The 14846-nt window shown below is 65.6% G+C and carries 18 protein-coding genes; 5 read left to right on the plus strand and 13 right to left on the minus strand.

Translation table 11 applies throughout. The annotated features are described in order from the left end of the window. From ACZ48C_RS23215 to ACZ48C_RS23230, 4 genes are all read left to right on the plus strand, one after another. Window positions 1–942, plus strand: coding sequence for an ABC transporter permease (locus ACZ48C_RS23215; protein WP_415214781.1), 942 nt, complete (start codon window positions 1–3; stop codon window positions 940–942). Then, complete coding sequence (locus ACZ48C_RS23220) at window positions 939–2231, plus strand: amidohydrolase family protein (RefSeq protein ID WP_464783130.1); 1293 nt, start codon at window positions 939–941, stop codon at window positions 2229–2231. Before ACZ48C_RS23215 ends, ACZ48C_RS23220 begins: the two co-directional genes overlap by 4 nt. A gap of 130 nt (window positions 2232–2361) precedes the next feature. Next, window positions 2362–2808 carry an Rrf2 family transcriptional regulator gene (locus ACZ48C_RS23225; RefSeq protein ID WP_464783131.1) on the plus strand — a complete coding sequence of 149 codons (447 nt, stop codon included), beginning with the start codon at window positions 2362–2364 and terminating at the stop codon, window positions 2806–2808. Between the two features lie 31 nt (window positions 2809–2839). Then, window positions 2840–3127: a DUF6522 family protein gene (locus tag ACZ48C_RS23230; RefSeq protein ID WP_245424755.1), complete on the plus strand. Its 288-nt coding sequence runs from the start codon at window positions 2840–2842 to the stop codon at window positions 3125–3127. A 41-nt stretch (window positions 3128–3168) separates the two neighbouring features. On the opposite strand, the gene ACZ48C_RS23235 is transcribed toward ACZ48C_RS23230, so the two are convergent. From ACZ48C_RS23235 to nirK, 11 genes are all read right to left on the minus strand, one after another. Further along, window positions 3169–3318 carry a hypothetical protein gene (locus ACZ48C_RS23235; protein WP_162911265.1) on the minus strand — a complete coding sequence of 50 codons (150 nt, stop codon included), beginning with the start codon at window positions 3316–3318 and terminating at the stop codon, window positions 3169–3171. A 314-nt stretch (window positions 3319–3632) separates the two neighbouring features. After that, entirely contained in the window at window positions 3633–4577 is a 945-nt protein-coding gene (locus ACZ48C_RS23240; protein ID WP_464783132.1) for an MYG1 family protein, read from the minus strand. Window positions 4578–4739: 162 nt separating this feature from the next. Next, window positions 4740–5444, minus strand: a complete 705-nt coding sequence (locus ACZ48C_RS23245; RefSeq protein ID WP_119255366.1) for a cytochrome c3 family protein — start codon at window positions 5442–5444, stop codon at window positions 4740–4742. Window positions 5445–5446: 2 nt separating this feature from the next. Next, a complete protein-coding gene (locus ACZ48C_RS23250) occupies window positions 5447–5938 on the minus strand; it encodes a nitrate reductase cytochrome c-type subunit (RefSeq protein ID WP_119255367.1) in 492 nt (163 codons plus the stop codon). Next, complete coding sequence (gene napA / locus ACZ48C_RS23255) at window positions 5908–8412, minus strand: periplasmic nitrate reductase subunit alpha (protein WP_464783133.1); 2505 nt, start codon at window positions 8410–8412, stop codon at window positions 5908–5910. The genes ACZ48C_RS23250 and napA overlap by 31 nt, the downstream gene beginning before the upstream one ends. Further along, window positions 8387–8671 carry a chaperone NapD gene (locus ACZ48C_RS23260; protein ID WP_464783134.1) on the minus strand — a complete coding sequence of 95 codons (285 nt, stop codon included), beginning with the start codon at window positions 8669–8671 and terminating at the stop codon, window positions 8387–8389. The genes napA and ACZ48C_RS23260 overlap by 26 nt, the downstream gene beginning before the upstream one ends. Next, entirely contained in the window at window positions 8664–9164 is a 501-nt protein-coding gene (napF, locus tag ACZ48C_RS23265) for a ferredoxin-type protein NapF (protein ID WP_464783135.1), read from the minus strand. Before napF ends, ACZ48C_RS23260 begins: the two co-directional genes overlap by 8 nt. Window positions 9165–9175: 11 nt before the next feature. Beyond that, entirely contained in the window at window positions 9176–9343 is a 168-nt protein-coding gene (napE, locus tag ACZ48C_RS23270; RefSeq protein ID WP_413251205.1) for a periplasmic nitrate reductase, NapE protein, read from the minus strand. Between the two features lie 258 nt (window positions 9344–9601). Beyond that, window positions 9602–10297, minus strand: a complete 696-nt coding sequence (locus tag ACZ48C_RS23275; RefSeq protein WP_119255371.1) for a Crp/Fnr family transcriptional regulator — start codon at window positions 10295–10297, stop codon at window positions 9602–9604. Between the two features lie 76 nt (window positions 10298–10373). Continuing rightward, window positions 10374–11282, minus strand: a complete 909-nt coding sequence (locus ACZ48C_RS23280; protein WP_464783136.1) for an SUMF1/EgtB/PvdO family nonheme iron enzyme — start codon at window positions 11280–11282, stop codon at window positions 10374–10376. A gap of 124 nt (window positions 11283–11406) precedes the next feature. After that, window positions 11407–12546: a copper-containing nitrite reductase gene (nirK, locus tag ACZ48C_RS23285; RefSeq protein WP_318913144.1), complete on the minus strand. Its 1140-nt coding sequence runs from the start codon at window positions 12544–12546 to the stop codon at window positions 11407–11409. 213 nt (window positions 12547–12759) lie between these two features. On the opposite strand from nirK, the gene ACZ48C_RS23290 reads away from it, so the two are divergent. Beyond that, the gene (locus ACZ48C_RS23290) at window positions 12760–13974 is read left to right on the plus strand and encodes an NnrS family protein (protein ID WP_464783137.1); all 1215 of its coding nucleotides are present in this window, start codon (window positions 12760–12762) and stop codon (window positions 13972–13974) included. Between the two features lie 39 nt (window positions 13975–14013). Here ACZ48C_RS23290 and ACZ48C_RS23295 read toward each other — a convergent pair whose 3' ends face one another. Both ACZ48C_RS23295 and ACZ48C_RS23300 read right to left on the minus strand, forming a co-directional pair. Further along, window positions 14014–14307, minus strand: coding sequence for a metal-sulfur cluster assembly factor (locus ACZ48C_RS23295; protein WP_119255375.1), 294 nt, complete (start codon window positions 14305–14307; stop codon window positions 14014–14016). Window positions 14308–14312: 5 nt separating this feature from the next. Next, window positions 14313–14843: a DUF2249 domain-containing protein gene (locus tag ACZ48C_RS23300; protein ID WP_464783138.1), complete on the minus strand. Its 531-nt coding sequence runs from the start codon at window positions 14841–14843 to the stop codon at window positions 14313–14315. Between the last annotated feature and the right edge of the window lie 3 nt (window positions 14844–14846).

Here is a 14846-nt window from a genome sequence, read left to right on the forward strand (position 1 = left end):
ATGGACGCGCTGGACATCCTCTTTTCCGCCTCCTTCTGGGTCGCCGCCATCCGCATCGCCTCGCCGCTGATCTTCGCCACCATGGGCGAATTGATCTGCGAACGCGCGGGCGTCCTCAATCTCGGCATCGAGGGCATCATGACGGCGGGTGCCTTCGCCGGCTGGTTCACCGTCTATGCCGGCGGCGATCTCTGGACGGGGCTTGTGGTCGCCGCCCTCGTCGGCGCGCTGTTCGGCCTGCTGCATGCCACGCTCACCGTGCCGCTCGGCCTGTCGCAGCATGTCGTCGGCATCGGCGTGACGCTGCTGGCCACCAGCCTCACCTATTTCACCTACCGCCTCCTCCTGCCGGAGGTAACGTCGCCGCCGAAGATCGAGCCGTTCCAGCCGTGGCCCGTCCCGGGCCTGTCGAAGATCCCCGTGATCGGCGAGGCGCTGTTCACGCAGACGCCGCTGACCTATCTCGCCTTCCTCTCGGTCGCGGTCGTCGCCTGGACCCTCTACCGGACGCCGGTCGGCCTTGCCGTCAGGGCGGCCGGCGAAAATCCTTCGGCCGTCGAGGCACAGGGCATTTCGGTGACCGGCATCCGCATGGGCGCGGTCGTCGCCGGCAGCGCGCTGATGGCGCTCGGCGGCGCCTTCCTCACCACCTCGGCCTTCAATTCCTTCTTCTTCCAGATGATCAACGGCCGGGGCTGGATCTGCATCGCGCTCGTCGTCTTCGGCTCCTGGCGGCCGGGCAAGGCGCTGATCGGCGCCATCCTGTTCGCCGCCTTCGATGCCTACCAGGTCCGTCTGCAGCAGATATCCGGCGGCATCGTGCCCTATCAGGTCTTCCTGATGATGCCCTATGCGCTGTCGATCCTGGCGCTGATCCTGGTCGCGCGCCGCGCCACCTATCCCAAAGCTTTGATGATCCCCTACCAGAAAGGCGAAAGATGAGTTTCGACCTGATCGTGAAGGGCGGTACGCTGCCCGATGGAACCGTCGCCGATATCGGCATCAAGGGCGAGAAGATCGCCGCCATCGAGCCACGCCTCGAAGCGGCGGCCGGCCGCGTGGTCGATGCCACCGGCAACCTCGTCAGCCAGCCCTTCATCGACCCGCATTTCCACATGGATGCGACGCTGTCCTACGGCCTGCCGCGCATCAATGCCTCCGGCACGCTGCTCGAAGGCATCGCGCTCTGGGGCGAGCTGAAGCCGCTCCTCACCCATGAAGCCGTCAAGGAGCGGGCGCTCGCCTATTGCGACTGGGCCGTCTCGATGGGCCTGCTCGCCATCCGCACCCATGTCGATACCTGCGACGACCGGCTTCTCGCGGTCGAGGCGTTGCTCGAGGTCAAGAAGGAGATCGCGCCCTATATCGACCTCCAGCTCGTCGCCTTCCCGCAGGACGGCCTCTACCGCTCTCCCAACGCACGCGAAAACACCATCCGCGCGCTCGACCTCGGCGTCGACATCGTCGGCGGCATTCCGCATTTCGAGCGCACCATGGACGATGGCAGGCGTTCCGTCACCGAGCTTTGCGAGATCGCCGCCGAACGCGGCCTGATGGTCGACCTGCATTGCGACGAGACGGACGACCCGCTGTCCCGCCATATCGAGCAGCTCGCCTACGAGACCCAGCGGCTCGGCCTGCAGGGCCGCGTGGCCGGCTCCCACCTGACGTCCATGCATTCGATGGACAACTACTACGTCTCCAAATTGCTGCCGCTGATCGCCGAGGCCGGGGTTTCGGCCATCCCCAACCCGCTGATCAACATCATGCTGCAGGGCCGGCACGATACCTATCCCAAGCGCCGCGGCATGACCCGCGTGCCGGAAATGCTGAAACACGGCATCCGCGTCGGCTGGGGTCAGGACTGCGTGCTCGATCCCTGGTATTCGCTCGGCACCGCGGACATGCTCGACGTCGCCTTCATGGGCCTGCACGTCGCGCAGATGTCCTCGCCAGCCGACATGCGCACCTGCTTCGACATGGTCACCAAGGTCAATGCCGCCATCATGGGGCTCGATCATCTCGGGCTGGAGGTCGGCAAGACGGCGAGCCTCGTGGTGCTCGACGCGGGCAACCCCATCGAGGCGGTGCGCCTGCGGGCCGAGCGCCTGTGTGTCGTCGCGAAGGGCAAGGTCGTGGCCGAACGCGAAAAGCGCGACACCGCCCTTTCCATCAAGGGACGCCCGTCGAGCATCAACCGCCGCCATGTCGTGCCGCCGCAGGCGCAGTAAAGGGACGGGAGCGCGCCGGACCCGGACCGGTCCGGTGCTGCGACCCTATTGCTCTTTCAACGGGGCAGCCGTTGCGTTAAAAGTGGCGTGACAGATACTTCAATGCCGGCCGCGGCTTCGGACGATACCGATGCGGATGACGCTTCATACCGACTATGCCTTGCGCATGCTGATCTATCTCGCCAGCCGGCGGGACGGTGTCTGCACCGTCAACGACGTGGCGGAGGCCTACGGGTTGTCGCGCAACCACCTCCTCAAAGTGGCGCAGACGCTGCGCGATCTCGACCTTGTCGAAACCGTGCGTGGCCGTAGCGGCGGCATTCGTCTCGGCAAGAAGCCGGAAGACATCGGCATCGGGGCATTGGTGCGGGCGACGGAGGAGGAATTCTCGCTCGCCGAATGCATGCAGGCCGGAGGCGGTCGCTGTGTCATCTCGCCGGCCTGCCGGCTGAAGGGCATGCTGCACGAGGCGCTCGGCGCCTTCCTGGCCGTTCTCGACAAATACACGCTGGCGGACATCGTGCTGGACCGGGCCCTGCTTCGCCCGCTGCTCGGCATCGATATCCAGGCGGCATGATGGGAACGACGATACCAGTGGAGATGCGCCCATGACCGCGCCGTTCGTTCTCAATCGAGATGTAGATGGACAGTTCCTGCTACCGGCGGACATGTTGGCCGAACGGTTCGGCTGGCCGACGCAGACTTTTCGCGACTACATGCGCCGGGGTCTCGTCGTATCGCGCGTCGAGCGCGGCGAGGGAGAGGATGCCGGCCGGTGGCGGCTTTCGGTGCGCTGCGGAAACCGGCGCTGGCAGGCCGTGGTGGAAGCCGACGGCACGATCGGCGCACAGCACCTCGACGTCCTGTCAACTTCAGGCCCTGCGCCCCAGCGGTAGCCGGCCTCTGCGTGGAGCCGCGCACCACGCATGCTGACGACCTAGACGAAGATCATCACGGCCGCATAGCCGATCGCGATCAGGATCAGGCCGACGACAAGCATCGGCACAAGGCTGCTTCCCTCGACATCTCTGCCGCTGACATTCTCGCCGGAGAACACCAGAGGCTTGCGGATTTCGTTCTGATCCATGGCCGCTCCTATTAATGAGGTAAATAATATACCACTTTAACACAGCCAGCGACGCGACAAAATAGCGCCGTTCGCTGCCGCGATGCGCGCTGGGAACGATGAATGGGGAATAGAGGTGAACGGTGGCCAGCGGAGCGTGCGGAAGGCCGGTCACGCTTGCCTCATCTGGCTCCGTGACCGGCAAGCCATGGCTTCAGCAGCGTCCGTGCGGCATTCCATCCGCAAACGCTTCAAGCCTTGTAGAAATACCCGGATGCACGTCCCACACGGCCACCGCTCGGTACGATGGGCGGCAAATGTCACGGGCGCCGCCCTTACGTCGCGGCGAGAACCCCATCTTCCTGCACCGCGGCTGCGACCGCGATCCTCGCCATTTCAAGCGCAGCCTCCCGGGTCTTCGCCGCGGCGATGAAACGGCCGTTGTGGCAGAAGGTTGCGCCGGCAACGCCGCAAGCCGCGGCAAGGGCCTCGCCGGTCAGGCCGGCCCAGGCCGCCGGAAGATCGGCCCGCAGCTCGAAGCCGTCGCTCGACCGCCGGATGCCCGTCAGGCACCAATCGGTATCGCGCGGATGGACGACGAAGAGGAGATGGTCGGCACCCGCCTTCACGATGGCAGGCCGGAAGGGCATTCCCATCGGCAGCTCAAGCACGCGCCCATCGCCGGCCGCTGCGATCGCCCCGAGGACGATGGCCTCGGCACGCAGTTTCGCGGCCGCCTGCCCTATGGTCGCCTCGACGAAGCTGCGCGCGATCGAAAGCGCGGCGTGAAAAGCCCGGTCGTCCGCATCCGGCGCCCGGTCGTCGAAGACCGGCTTGAGCGTTTCCAGAAGGACCGGCAGGGTCAGCTTGCTCAGGGCGCCGGCCGCCGAGGGGCTGAGCGCGCCGTTATCCATGAGGTCGACCGGCAGCACGAAATCGAGGTCGAAGCCCGCATGGAGGGCGTCGATATCGGACGCGGGAATGCCGAGGTCCTTCAGGAAGTCCCGGCCGAACCGGCGCCAGATCAGCCCGAACGAGCTGAACGGCTGGCCATCGTCGCGCAGCGGCGCGCCGCGCTGGTGATGATCGAAAATCCCGGCATCCGAATCATAGGCGCCGCCGACATCATAGACGACCCTGTCCGGACCCGGCGTAATCCATTCGGGCGCCCGGCTGCGAACGAGGCGGGCAGCGGGGAACAGACGCGTCAGGATCACGCTCGACAGCAGCTCGTCCGCATGAAAGCCGCCGGAATGGGTTACGAGAAAGTCGGGGGCCATGCCGGTCAACCTGTCGATGGTTCTGCGTTTCGGATCAAGGGGTCGGATACCCGTTGGCCATCGCGGTTTCAAGGGGGCGAGCCGTCCGCATCACGGTCTTACGCGAACACGTCGACGCCTTCGCCCTGCCGGGCGCAGGTTCCGCCATCTCCGAGGCGACCTTCAATACGTCATCATGCCATGCGCGCTGGCGACGGCGCGGCGCAGATCGCCAATGGCATCGTTCGAGGCGGCCGGCAGTTCCCGGCCCTCGAGGTCCTTCGGCATCTTCCAGCCGGGATCGACCCCTTCCATGTTGGGAAGCTCGTGCGCGATCCCCTTGTGGCAGTCGATACAGGTCGCCTTGCCGGTCAGCAGATATTTCGCGTGGATGTCGGCGGCGCGCTGGGTCTGCTTGGTGAAATCCATCGCGACGGCGGAATGACAGTTGCGGCATTCAAGGCTGTCATTCGCCTTGAGGCGCGCCCATTCGTGCTTGGCAAGCTCCAGGCGCTTGTCGAGGAATTTCTCGCGCGTGTTGATCGTTCCGAAGATCTTGCCCCAGACCTCCTTGGACGCCTGCATCTTGCGGGCGATCTTATCGGTCCACTGGTGTGGCACATGACAATCCGGACAGGAAGCGCGCACCCCGGAGCGGTTGGTGAAGTGCACCGTGTTAGTCAGCTCCTGATAGACATTGTCCCGCATCTCGTGACAGGAGGTGCAGAACTTTTCCGTGTTGGTCAGTTCCAACGCCGTGTTGAATGCGCCCCAGAACATGACGCCGCCGACGAAACCGCCGAGTGTCAGGAAGGCGAGGCTGAGCGTTGCCGCCGGCGTCGTCAAAAGGGTCCATACCCAGAGCAGGATTGCCTTGATGCGCGCCATCATCATTCACTTCCCGCCTGCGTGACACCCAGCTCGCTCATGTCCTTGAACGTGTTGCCGACGAGCGGCTTGCGGTCGGCCTGCGGCACATGGCAGGCGGTGCAGAAATAGCGGCGCGGCGAGACGTCGGCGAGCATCTGACCCTCGCGGGTCATGTAATGGGTGATGCTGATCATCGGCGCACCGGCATCCTGCGAGAACTCGCGCTTGTGGCAGGAGAGACAGCGGTTGGCATTGACCGAGAGCTGGTAGCCGTCAATCGAATGGGGGATGATCGGCGGCTGCTCGGGATAGGCGCGCATGCGCCGGACATCGTCGATGACCCATTTCGGCAGCGGATCGGCCGGAAGGGTCTGCATCTTGTCGCCATCCGGGCCGGACAGCTGCGGCACCATCTGCGCCATGGCGCTCGTGGCGATGACGGCTGCGCCGATGGCAGCGAAAACCCACCCTGGGGAAGGGGTCAGGCGACGGGTTCGATCTTGACTGCGCATTTCTTGAAATCCGTCTGTTTCGAGATGGGATCGGTGGCGTCGAGCGTGACCTTGTTGATGAGCTGGCTGGCATCGAACCACGGCACGAAGATCACGCCGGGCGGCATGCGGTTGCGCCCGCGCGTCTCGACGCGCGAGCGGATCTCGCCACGCCGCGAGACGATGCGTATCTCGGAGCCCTGGTTGAGGCCGCGCTTGCGGGCATCGTCCGCATTCATGAAGCAGCGCGCGCCGGGGAAGGCCTTGAAGAGCTCCGGCACACGCATGGTCATCGAGCCGGAATGCCAATGCTCCAGCACGCGGCCGGTGACGAGCCAGGTGTCGTATTCGTCATCCGGGGATTCGGCCGGCGGTTCGTAGGGCACGGCGATGATCGCCGCCTTGCCGTCCTTGTTGCCGTAGAACTTCACCCCTTCGCCAGGTTTCACATAGGGGTCGTAACCCTCGCGGTAGCGCCACAGCGTTTCCTTGCCGTCGACGACGGGCCAGCGCAGGCCGCGGACCTCGTGATAGGTGTCATAGGGCGCAAGGTCATGGCCATGGCCGCGGCCGAAGGTGGCATATTCCTCGAAGAGACCCTTCTGAATGTAGAAGCCGAAATGCTGCGCCTCGTTGTTGTCGTGGTCCGGCTTCACCTCGTCGATGGGGAATTTCGCGACGTCGCTTTCGGCATAGAGCACCTGATAGAGCGTCTTGCCCTTGTATTGGGGATTGGCGGCGAGAATCTCCGCCGGCCAGACCTCGTCCGTGGTGAAGCGCTTGGAGAACTCGACGAGCTGCCAGAGATCGGAGCGCGCCTCGCCGGGCGCCTGCACGAGCTGGTGCCAGACATGGGTGCGCCGCTCGGCATTGCCATAGGCCCCTTCCTTCTCCACCCACATGGCCGCCGGCAGCACGAGGTCGGCGCTCATCGCCGTGATCGTCGGATAGGCATCCGAGACGACGATGAAATTCTCCGGGTTGCGATAACCCTGATAGGTCTCGTTCGCGGTGTTGGGCCCGGCCTGGACGTTGTTGTTGACCTGCACCCAGTAGAAATTGAGCTTGCCGTCCTTCAGCATCCGGTCCTGCTCAACCGCGTGATAGCCCGGTTTTTCCGGAATGATGCCATGCGGGATGCGCCAGATTTCCTCCGCATGCTTGCGATGCTCCGGGTTCGTCACGGTCATGTCGGCCGGCAGGCGATGGGCGAAGGTGCCGACCTCGCGCGCCGTGCCGCAGGCGGACGGCTGGCCGGTCAGCGAGAACGGACTGTTGCCGGGCTCGGAAATCTTGCCTGTCAGAAGATGCAGGTTATAGACCATCTGGTTCGCCCAGACGCCGCGCACATGCTGGTTGAAGCCCATGGTCCAGAGCGACATGACCTTGCGGTCCGGGTCGGCATAGAGCTCGGCGAGCTGCTTGAGGAAGCCGGCCTCGACGCCGGTCATCTCAACGGCCTTTTCCAGCGTGTATTCGGCGACATGCGCCTTGAAGGCCTCGAAGTCGATCGCTTCGGTCCTGGCGGGATCGGCGGCATTCGCCGCCTTCGTTTCCTTCGGATCGTCGGGCCTGAGGCCGTAGCCGATATCGGTGACGCCGCGCACGAATTTCGTGTGGTTCTTGACGAAATCCTCGTTCACCCGGCCGGACTGGATGATGTGATTGGCGATGTAGTTGAGGATGACGAGGTCGGTGCCCGGCTTGAAGACCATGGGGATATCCGCAAGGTCCATGCTGCGATGGGTGAAGGTGGAGAGCACCGCCACGCGCACATGCTCGTTGCCGAGCCGCCGGTCGGCGATGCGTGTCCAGAGGATCGGGTGCATCTCCGCCATGTTCGAGCCCCAGAGCACGAAGGCGTCGGCATGCTCGAAATCGTCATAGCAGCCCATCGGCTCGTCCATGCCGAAGGTGCGCATGAAGGCGTAGGCGGCCGAGGCCATGCAATGGCGGGCGTTCGGATCGAGATTGTTCGAGCGGAAGCCGGCGCGCATCAGCTTGGTCGCAGCATAGCCCTCGAAGATCGTCCACTGGCCGGAGCCGAACATGCCGAGCGCGGTCGGACCCTTCTCCTTCAGCACCTTCTTGGCCTGTTCGGCCATCACGTCGAAGGCCTCTTCCCAGGTGATGGGCTCGAACTCGCCGTCCTTGGCATAGGCGCCGTTCCGCTTGCGCAGGAGCGGCGTCGTCAGGCGGTCGGCGCCATACATGATCTTGGAGAGGAAGTACCCCTTGATGCAATTGAGGCCACGGTTGACCTCGGCCTGCATGTCGCCATGCGTGGCGACGACCTTGCCTTCCTTGACGCCCACCATGACGCCGCAGCCCGTGCCGCAGAAGCGGCAGGGCGCCTTGTCCCACTTGATCTCCAGCGCGCTCACGCCGCCCGGCACGGGCTGGGCGGCGGCGGGCAGCGCGATGCCGGCTGCTGCTGCCGCGACACCCGCCGCCTGCGCCTTCAGGATGTCACGCCGCGTCAGTTCGCTGCCCATCGGCCTCGTCCTCTTCCGTATAGATCTGTTCGAAAACCATGTTGGCGGCGATCACGCCGTCGATGAGGGAGATGCGCATGAGCGTATCGCCGAGTACGCCGGTGCTCGGCCCTTCGATCACCACGACGATCTTGCCCTTGTCCGCGCCGTGCACCTCGACATTCTCGAAGCCCGCAAGGGCCGCAAGGACGCTGTCGAGGCAGCCGGGCTTGGCGGCGATCACCGCGCTCGAAATGTGATGGCGCCGCGCCTCAGGCATGGACGGCCTCCGCATTCAGCGGCACGGCTGCGACCGCACCGACGGGACAGACGGAAATGCAGGCGCCGCAGCCGGTGCAGGCGCTCGCGAGAAGGTCCGGCACGAAAGGCCCGCCGCGCACCGGGCGGAAGCGGATCGCCGCCGTCGGACAGACGTCGCGACAGGCCTGACAGTCGATCCGCTGGAACGACAGGCAGGTGGCGGCGAAGGAAACGGTGTGGTCGAAGCGGTGAATATGGCCGGTCGTGAAGACCGGCTCGGGACAGTGCTCCGCGCAGGCGCCGCAGAAGGTGCATTCGCCGAGAGTGAAATCGAGCGCCGGCAGGCCATCGGCCAGGCTGATAATGCTGGCCGGACAATGCTCGACGCATTGGCCGCAGCCGGTGCAGGCAGCAAGCGCGTCTTCCACGATGCCGGGCGGCCGGATGCAGGCGGCTTCGCTCCGCTTCCCGCCGCTCAGGAAATCGCGTCTCGACAAGGCCTCCCGCTTCATCGCGACGCTCCTCAGTGCCCGGGCGGGCCGGGCGGCCCGTAGACGATCTGGAACATCCAGACGAGGAAGCCGTAGCCGCCGACCACCCCCACCGCGACGATGGGCCAGATGCCGAAGGCAAGAATGAAGAAGGTGATCAATTCACGGCGCCGGCTCGGCTTTCCAGCCTCCGGCGACAGATGTTCTGTCGTGACTTCGGACAAGCCTCGTTCCTCCGCGACAAGAGCACTGAGTAAAGTATAGCACTCGCAGGCGGAAAAGGAAGTATAATCAATTATACGGCATCGTCTTGCTATAATTGATAAATATCAACTGTCGATATATTTGCAAAAATACAACGATCTGATGTTTACAGATTTACTAAATTGCCATGCAAGAGCATCACAACCGGATGTGCTTCGATAATTTTAAGCTTGATACACCCGCATCGGGGCAATTCAGTCGCGCGCGCCGTCGGCAAGCGATGAAAGGCCGGGCAGATCACGGATCAGCAATTTCTGCCGGCCGCCCTCGACGAGGCCGCGGGACTCCCAGGCGCTCAGGATGCGCGAAACGGTGTGCAGCGTCGTGCCGGTCATCTCGGCGATGTCCTGCCGCGAGATCGGGAAATCGATGCGCACGCCATCCGCTTCCTTCCTCCCGGCCTGTTGCGAGAGCCGCAGCACGGCATGGGCGACGCGGCGCTCCACCTCCTGCGTCGACATTTCGCGGATGCGGGTATGGGCCTCTTCCAGCCGCTGGCCGATCGTCTGCATGGCGGTGACGGCAAGGCGGGGATTCTGCTCGACGAAATGCGGCCAGAGGTCCGTCGGCCAGCCGAGGATCACGCTTTCCGTCGCCGCCCGCGCGGTGCCGGGATAGTCCGCCCGCTGCAGGGCCTTGGCGAAGCCGAAGAGATCGCCGGGATGGACGACGCGCACGATGATCTGCTGGCCGTCCTCCGTCACCTGCGTCACCTTGAGCCGGCCATGCAGGAGGAGGAAGAAGCTCGCCGCCTGCTGGCCCTGCTCGAAGACGGCATCGCCCTGCGCCACGCGGCGCGCGGTCGCATGGGCGAGAAGCCTGTCGAGATCCTCGTCGCTCATCCTCTCGAATAGGGCGAGCGAGCGGACGACGGTCCGGTCGATTTTCAAGGTCGCGTTCCTCTCGCGTGCCGTCATCGGCGTGAAGGTTACCGGCTTCTATCACGCCTTGCCGCCCGCCGGAAGTTCAGAGCGGGATGCCGCGCGCCCGGAATGCGGCGAGGAGCGGCGCGTACCAGCGGGTATCCTTGACGAGCCGGAACCCCACATTGTCCGGCGGCACGCCGACGGCGCAGCCGCCGCCCTTGGGATTGCGCACGAAGGAACTCATCGCCGCGCGGTGCTTGCCGCTGGCGACATAGATGCCGCAGGAGGAGGTGTCGTTCAGCACCTCGCCCGCTTTGTCGAGATTGACGCGGCGGTTGCAGGTCGCCGTCCATTCCCAGACATTGCCGGCGAAATCGGCAAGGCCGTATTCGTTCTCGCCGAAGCGGCCGAGCGGCTGGGGAACGGGATCGCGCGAGGCCTTGCGCGCCGTCTCGCGGCGATAGTCCGCCAGCCAGCGGTCCGCCGGATTGGTGCTGTCGATATCGACGCCAAGCGCATCGTCGGGGAAGCGTTCCCCGGCGGCGAAGGCGAGGTCCCGGTCGCTCGGCAGCGTCCAGATCTCGCCGGTGCGCGCGCTGAGCCAGGCGGCATAGGCGGCCGCGTCGTCATAGCTGACGCCGGTCGCGGGCGTGTCGGCGGCGTCCTTCGGGGCGAAGCCGGGCTCGGCCGCCGCGCAGGCGCCGTCCGCCACGCAGCGCCCGTAATCGGCGGCCGTGACCTGGTATTTCATGATGGTGAGCGCACGGCTTGCCGTGACGGTCTTCTGCGGCCCGTCGACGGCATAGCCGGCGCGGTAGAACTCGCCGCTCTCGCGATAGGTGAAGCTGCGCGGGGCGATCTCCACCGTCAGCGGCTCGTCCAGCACATGGCCAACCGGCGCGCCGCCGACGAGGTCGGTCTTGACCGCGAGCGCCCCGGCGAGGGCAGCGAGCAAGAGGGCGGGAAGGGTGAGCGACGTCCAGGATGTGCCCGATGTCAATGCAGCCATGATGGCCTCCTTGCACCGTGCCCGGACGATCGTTCGGCGTCCGGGACGGCGCCGATGGGGAACCGGACCGCCGGCGGCGGCCCGGAAGGATGCGCCCGCCGAAGGACGGGCGCACCGGGGAGCGTCAGACGCCGTTCGGCGGCGTGACCGAGGTCATCAGGTCGTCGTTCCACTCGCCCGTGACCGTGAAATGCGCGGCCGCGCCGAGCTCGAAGGCTTCGATCAGGTTGTGGTTGACATAGGCGTAGATGCCCGGCTGCTCGAAGGTATAGAAGGCCGCGCCCGCCGTGCCGCCCGGAATGAACCAGGTCTCCTGGTCGACATCCGGCACGTTGCGGAACTTGCCGGTCGACCAGACATAGTCGCCATGGCCGCCGATAAGGTGCGGACGGGTGTCACGGTTGGCCTGCGAATGCACGATCAGCACCTTCTCGCCCACTTCGGCCTTCAGGGCGTTCTCGCCGGTGAGGGCCCCGACCGCGCCGTTGAATACGATGTGGCTCGGGGTCAGCGTGCGCATGACCTTCAGCGTGTCGTCATAGGCCTCGCCGACGCTGTCGTACTTCTTGTAGTTCCCCGCTTCGTCGCGGGGCACGTAGAAGTCCTGCTCGCCGACATAGTAGACGCGGTCGTAGGTCAGCTCCTTGCCGTGCCCGTCCGTCAGGCCCTCGCGCGGCAGCACCATGATGGCGCCGTTCATGCCCGAGGTGACGTGCCAGGGCACCATTCCGGGAGGTGCGCAATGGTAGACGAAGACGCCAGCCTTGGTGGCCTTGAAGCGCAGCACCGTCCGCTCGCCCGGGTTGACCACGGTCAGCGCGCCGCCGCCGAGGGCGCCGGTGGCCGAATGGAAGTCGATATTGTGCTGCAGCTCGTTCGTCTCTGGGTTGATGAGCGTCAGCTCGACATAGTCGCCCTGGTGCACCACCATCAGCGGGCCGGGGACCGAGCCGTTGAAGGTCATGGCATGGACTTCCGTGCCCTTGTCGTCGAGGATCATCTTCTTTTCCTCGATCGTCATGGTGAATTCGTAGATCTTGGGTCCGCCTTCGGCCTTCTGGCTATGGGCGTGGACGAAGGGCGGCTTGACCAGCTCGACCTTCACCCGCTCCAGCCTGGCGATGTCGGCCGGTGCGGCCTTGCCGGCTTCCGCCGCGCCGCCCTCGGCATGCGCCATCGAGGCCGCAATGATCGGCGTCAGGACGCCCGCAAAGGCGGCTCCGCCCAGGATCGTGCGGCGAGTCATCTGAAGCTGCTCAGTCATTGCCTTATCTCCTTTTCAAAGGACGAGGCGGTGTATCGCCCTGTCCCTTCTGTTCTAGGAGCATTCGCGCCGTCCTCTTTGTGTTGGCTCAAATTACCCCTTCAGGTTGCTGCGGCATTTTGGCAGGCGCCGATTTGCTCTTTGCCATCTCGCAAAGAAGCGGCACCGCGCCTGCCCTAGAAGGGACCGGTCATTTGCAAAGGAGCAGCGATCATGACTGCAAGCCAACCCGCCGCGCGCGTCAGCCGCGCCGTCCCGCGCGGCCTTTCCCGCACGGGGCCGGTGCTGTTTTCCTACGGTTTCCGGCCCTTCTTCCTCGGCGGCGGCCTCTGGGCCATCGTGGCGATGGCCTTGTGGATCGCGGCGATCTCCGGGCGGATCGACCTTGCCGGCGGCTATGGCGCGGCCAACTGGCATGCGCATGAAATGCTCTTCGGCTTTGCCTCCGCCGTGCTCGCCGGCTTCCTGCTGACGGCCGTGCCGAACTGGACGGGGCGCCTGCCGGTGTCGGGCTGGCCGCTCGGCGGCCTCTTCGCCCTCTGGTGCGCCGGACGCCTCGCGCTGCTTGCCACGGACGGGATCGGCGTGGTGGCCGCCGCCGTGATCGACGGGCTGTTCCTTCCCGTGCTGCTCGCCATCTGCACGCGCGAAGTGGTGGCGGGCCGCAAGTGGAAGGACCTGAAGGTGCTGGGCGGCCTGCTGGCGCTGTCGCTCGCCAACGGCATCTTCCATGTCGCGGTGATCGCGGGCGGCCATGACCACATGGCGCTGCGCCTTGCCGTTTCGGCCTATATCGTGCTGGTGATGATCGTCGGTGGCCGCATCGTGCCGAGCTTCACGCGCAACTGGCTGAACAAGTTCGGCCGCACGGATTTTCCCGTGCCGTACAACCGCTACGACACCGTCGCCATTCTCGCCGGCGTGGCGGCGCTCGCCGCCTGGGCGGCCGCGCCGGACCATCCCGTCACGGCGGTGCTCGGCCCTGCCGCCGCCCTCCTGCATGCCGTCCGCCTCTACCGCTGGCGCGGATGGACGGTGGCGCCGGAAAAGCTGCTGCTCGTGCTGCACGCCGCCTATGCCTTCATCCCGCTCGGCCTTGCCGCCATCGGCGTCAGCGCGCTCGGCCTCCTGGAGGAGCGATCGGTGTTGCATCTTCTTTCGGTCGGCGGAGTCGCCTGCATGATGCTGGCGGTGATGACGCGGGCGAGCCTCGGCCATACCGGCCATGCGCTGACGGCCTCGCGCCTGACGATCGCCGCCTATGCGGCCTTGATCCTCTGCGCGCTGGTGCGCCCGCTCGGCGAGATCCTGCCCGATGCGAGCGCCACGATCTATGCCATCGCCGGCCTGCTCTGGATCATCGCCTTCGGCCTCTTCTCGTTCGAATTTGCGCCGATCCTCGCGCGCAAGCGGCGCACGCCGCTCTGAAGGCGAAAACGGCCCGGATATCTCCGGGCCGTCTCTCGTTCATGCGTCCATCATGTCCGGCGTCCAGGGCGGCTCGTAGGTCATATGCACCTCGGCATATTCCACGCCCGGCACATGCCAGACGCAATTGCCCACCGCTTCCTTCAGATAACCGCTCGCCGGGCAGCCACGCGTCGTCGTGGTCATGGTGATACGGACCACGCCGCCCTCCTCCACCGCGACATCGTAGATCAGGCCGAGATCGACGATGTTTCGGCCGATCTCCGGGTCGATGATCATGCGCAGCGCATTGCGGATATCGTCCGCGAGCGCGGCCTTTTCCTCGTCTTCCATCGCGCTCACCCCTTCGGCCGGCCGGCCCGCACGAGGATGCGGTAGGCGGTGCCGGCCTCGTCGAAATTGCCGGCCCACTGGTGGCCGCGCTTGACGAGCTCGGGGAACAGGAACACCGGCTCGCGCGAGAGCAGCGCGAAGAGCACCTCGCCCGCCTCCAGCTTCTCCGCGGCAGCGAGGAGGCACACCATCGGTTCCGGCGGATCGAGGTCCGAGAGGTCGAGATGGAGGGAGGGATCGGGCCAGGTCTCGGGATTGCCGGCATCGGCCGAGGTTTCGACCGATGCGGCCGACTGCGGCGTGAACAGCACTTCCCAATGACCGTCCGCGATCTCGCGGGCCTCATGATCGAAGCCGCGGCCCTCCATGACGCGGAAGAGCGGCTGCGGACGGAAGGGGGCGACGAGCTTCAGCCCCTGCCCCGGGGCGAGCTCCCGCACCGCCTGCATGATCTCCTGGAACGGCTCGCCGCCGTTCTGGAGGATCGGCCGCACGTCGAGGACTTTCGGTGCGATCTCGGTTAAAACATCGGGCATCGG

This window comes from Shinella sp. 1A1, assembly GCF_055379515.1.

What these genes read in the sequence shown, in the direction of transcription:
- ACZ48C_RS23235 (WP_162911265.1), bottom strand. Translation starts at nt 3,318, where the DNA reads ATGGATCAGAACGAAATCCGCAAGCCTCTGGTGTTCTCCGGCGAGAAT.
- ACZ48C_RS23215 (WP_415214781.1), top strand. Translation starts at nt 1, where the DNA reads ATGGACGCGCTGGACATCCTCTTTTCCGCCTCCTTCTGGGTCGCCGCC.
- ACZ48C_RS23240 (WP_464783132.1), bottom strand. Translation starts at nt 4,577, where the DNA reads ATGGCCCCCGACTTTCTCGTAACCCATTCCGGCGGCTTTCATGCGGAC.
- ACZ48C_RS23220 (WP_464783130.1), top strand. Translation starts at nt 939, where the DNA reads ATGAGTTTCGACCTGATCGTGAAGGGCGGTACGCTGCCCGATGGAACC.
- napF (WP_464783135.1), bottom strand. Translation starts at nt 9,164, where the DNA reads ATGAAGCGGGAGGCCTTGTCGAGACGCGATTTCCTGAGCGGCGGGAAG.
- napA (WP_464783133.1), bottom strand. Translation starts at nt 8,412, where the DNA reads ATGGGCAGCGAACTGACGCGGCGTGACATCCTGAAGGCGCAGGCGGCG.
- ACZ48C_RS23260 (WP_464783134.1), bottom strand. Translation starts at nt 8,671, where the DNA reads ATGCCTGAGGCGCGGCGCCATCACATTTCGAGCGCGGTGATCGCCGCC.
- ACZ48C_RS23290 (WP_464783137.1), top strand. Translation starts at nt 12,760, where the DNA reads ATGACTGCAAGCCAACCCGCCGCGCGCGTCAGCCGCGCCGTCCCGCGC.
- ACZ48C_RS23225 (WP_464783131.1), top strand. Translation starts at nt 2,362, where the DNA reads ATGCGGATGACGCTTCATACCGACTATGCCTTGCGCATGCTGATCTAT.
- ACZ48C_RS23295 (WP_119255375.1), bottom strand. Translation starts at nt 14,307, where the DNA reads ATGGAAGACGAGGAAAAGGCCGCGCTCGCGGACGATATCCGCAATGCG.
- ACZ48C_RS23250 (WP_119255367.1), bottom strand. Translation starts at nt 5,938, where the DNA reads ATGCGCAGTCAAGATCGAACCCGTCGCCTGACCCCTTCCCCAGGGTGG.
- ACZ48C_RS23280 (WP_464783136.1), bottom strand. Translation starts at nt 11,282, where the DNA reads ATGGCTGCATTGACATCGGGCACATCCTGGACGTCGCTCACCCTTCCC.
- nirK (WP_318913144.1), bottom strand. Translation starts at nt 12,546, where the DNA reads ATGACTGAGCAGCTTCAGATGACTCGCCGCACGATCCTGGGCGGAGCC.
- ACZ48C_RS23230 (WP_245424755.1), top strand. Translation starts at nt 2,840, where the DNA reads ATGACCGCGCCGTTCGTTCTCAATCGAGATGTAGATGGACAGTTCCTG.
- ACZ48C_RS23300 (WP_464783138.1), bottom strand. Translation starts at nt 14,843, where the DNA reads ATGCCCGATGTTTTAACCGAGATCGCACCGAAAGTCCTCGACGTGCGG.
- ACZ48C_RS23245 (WP_119255366.1), bottom strand. Translation starts at nt 5,444, where the DNA reads ATGGCGCGCATCAAGGCAATCCTGCTCTGGGTATGGACCCTTTTGACG.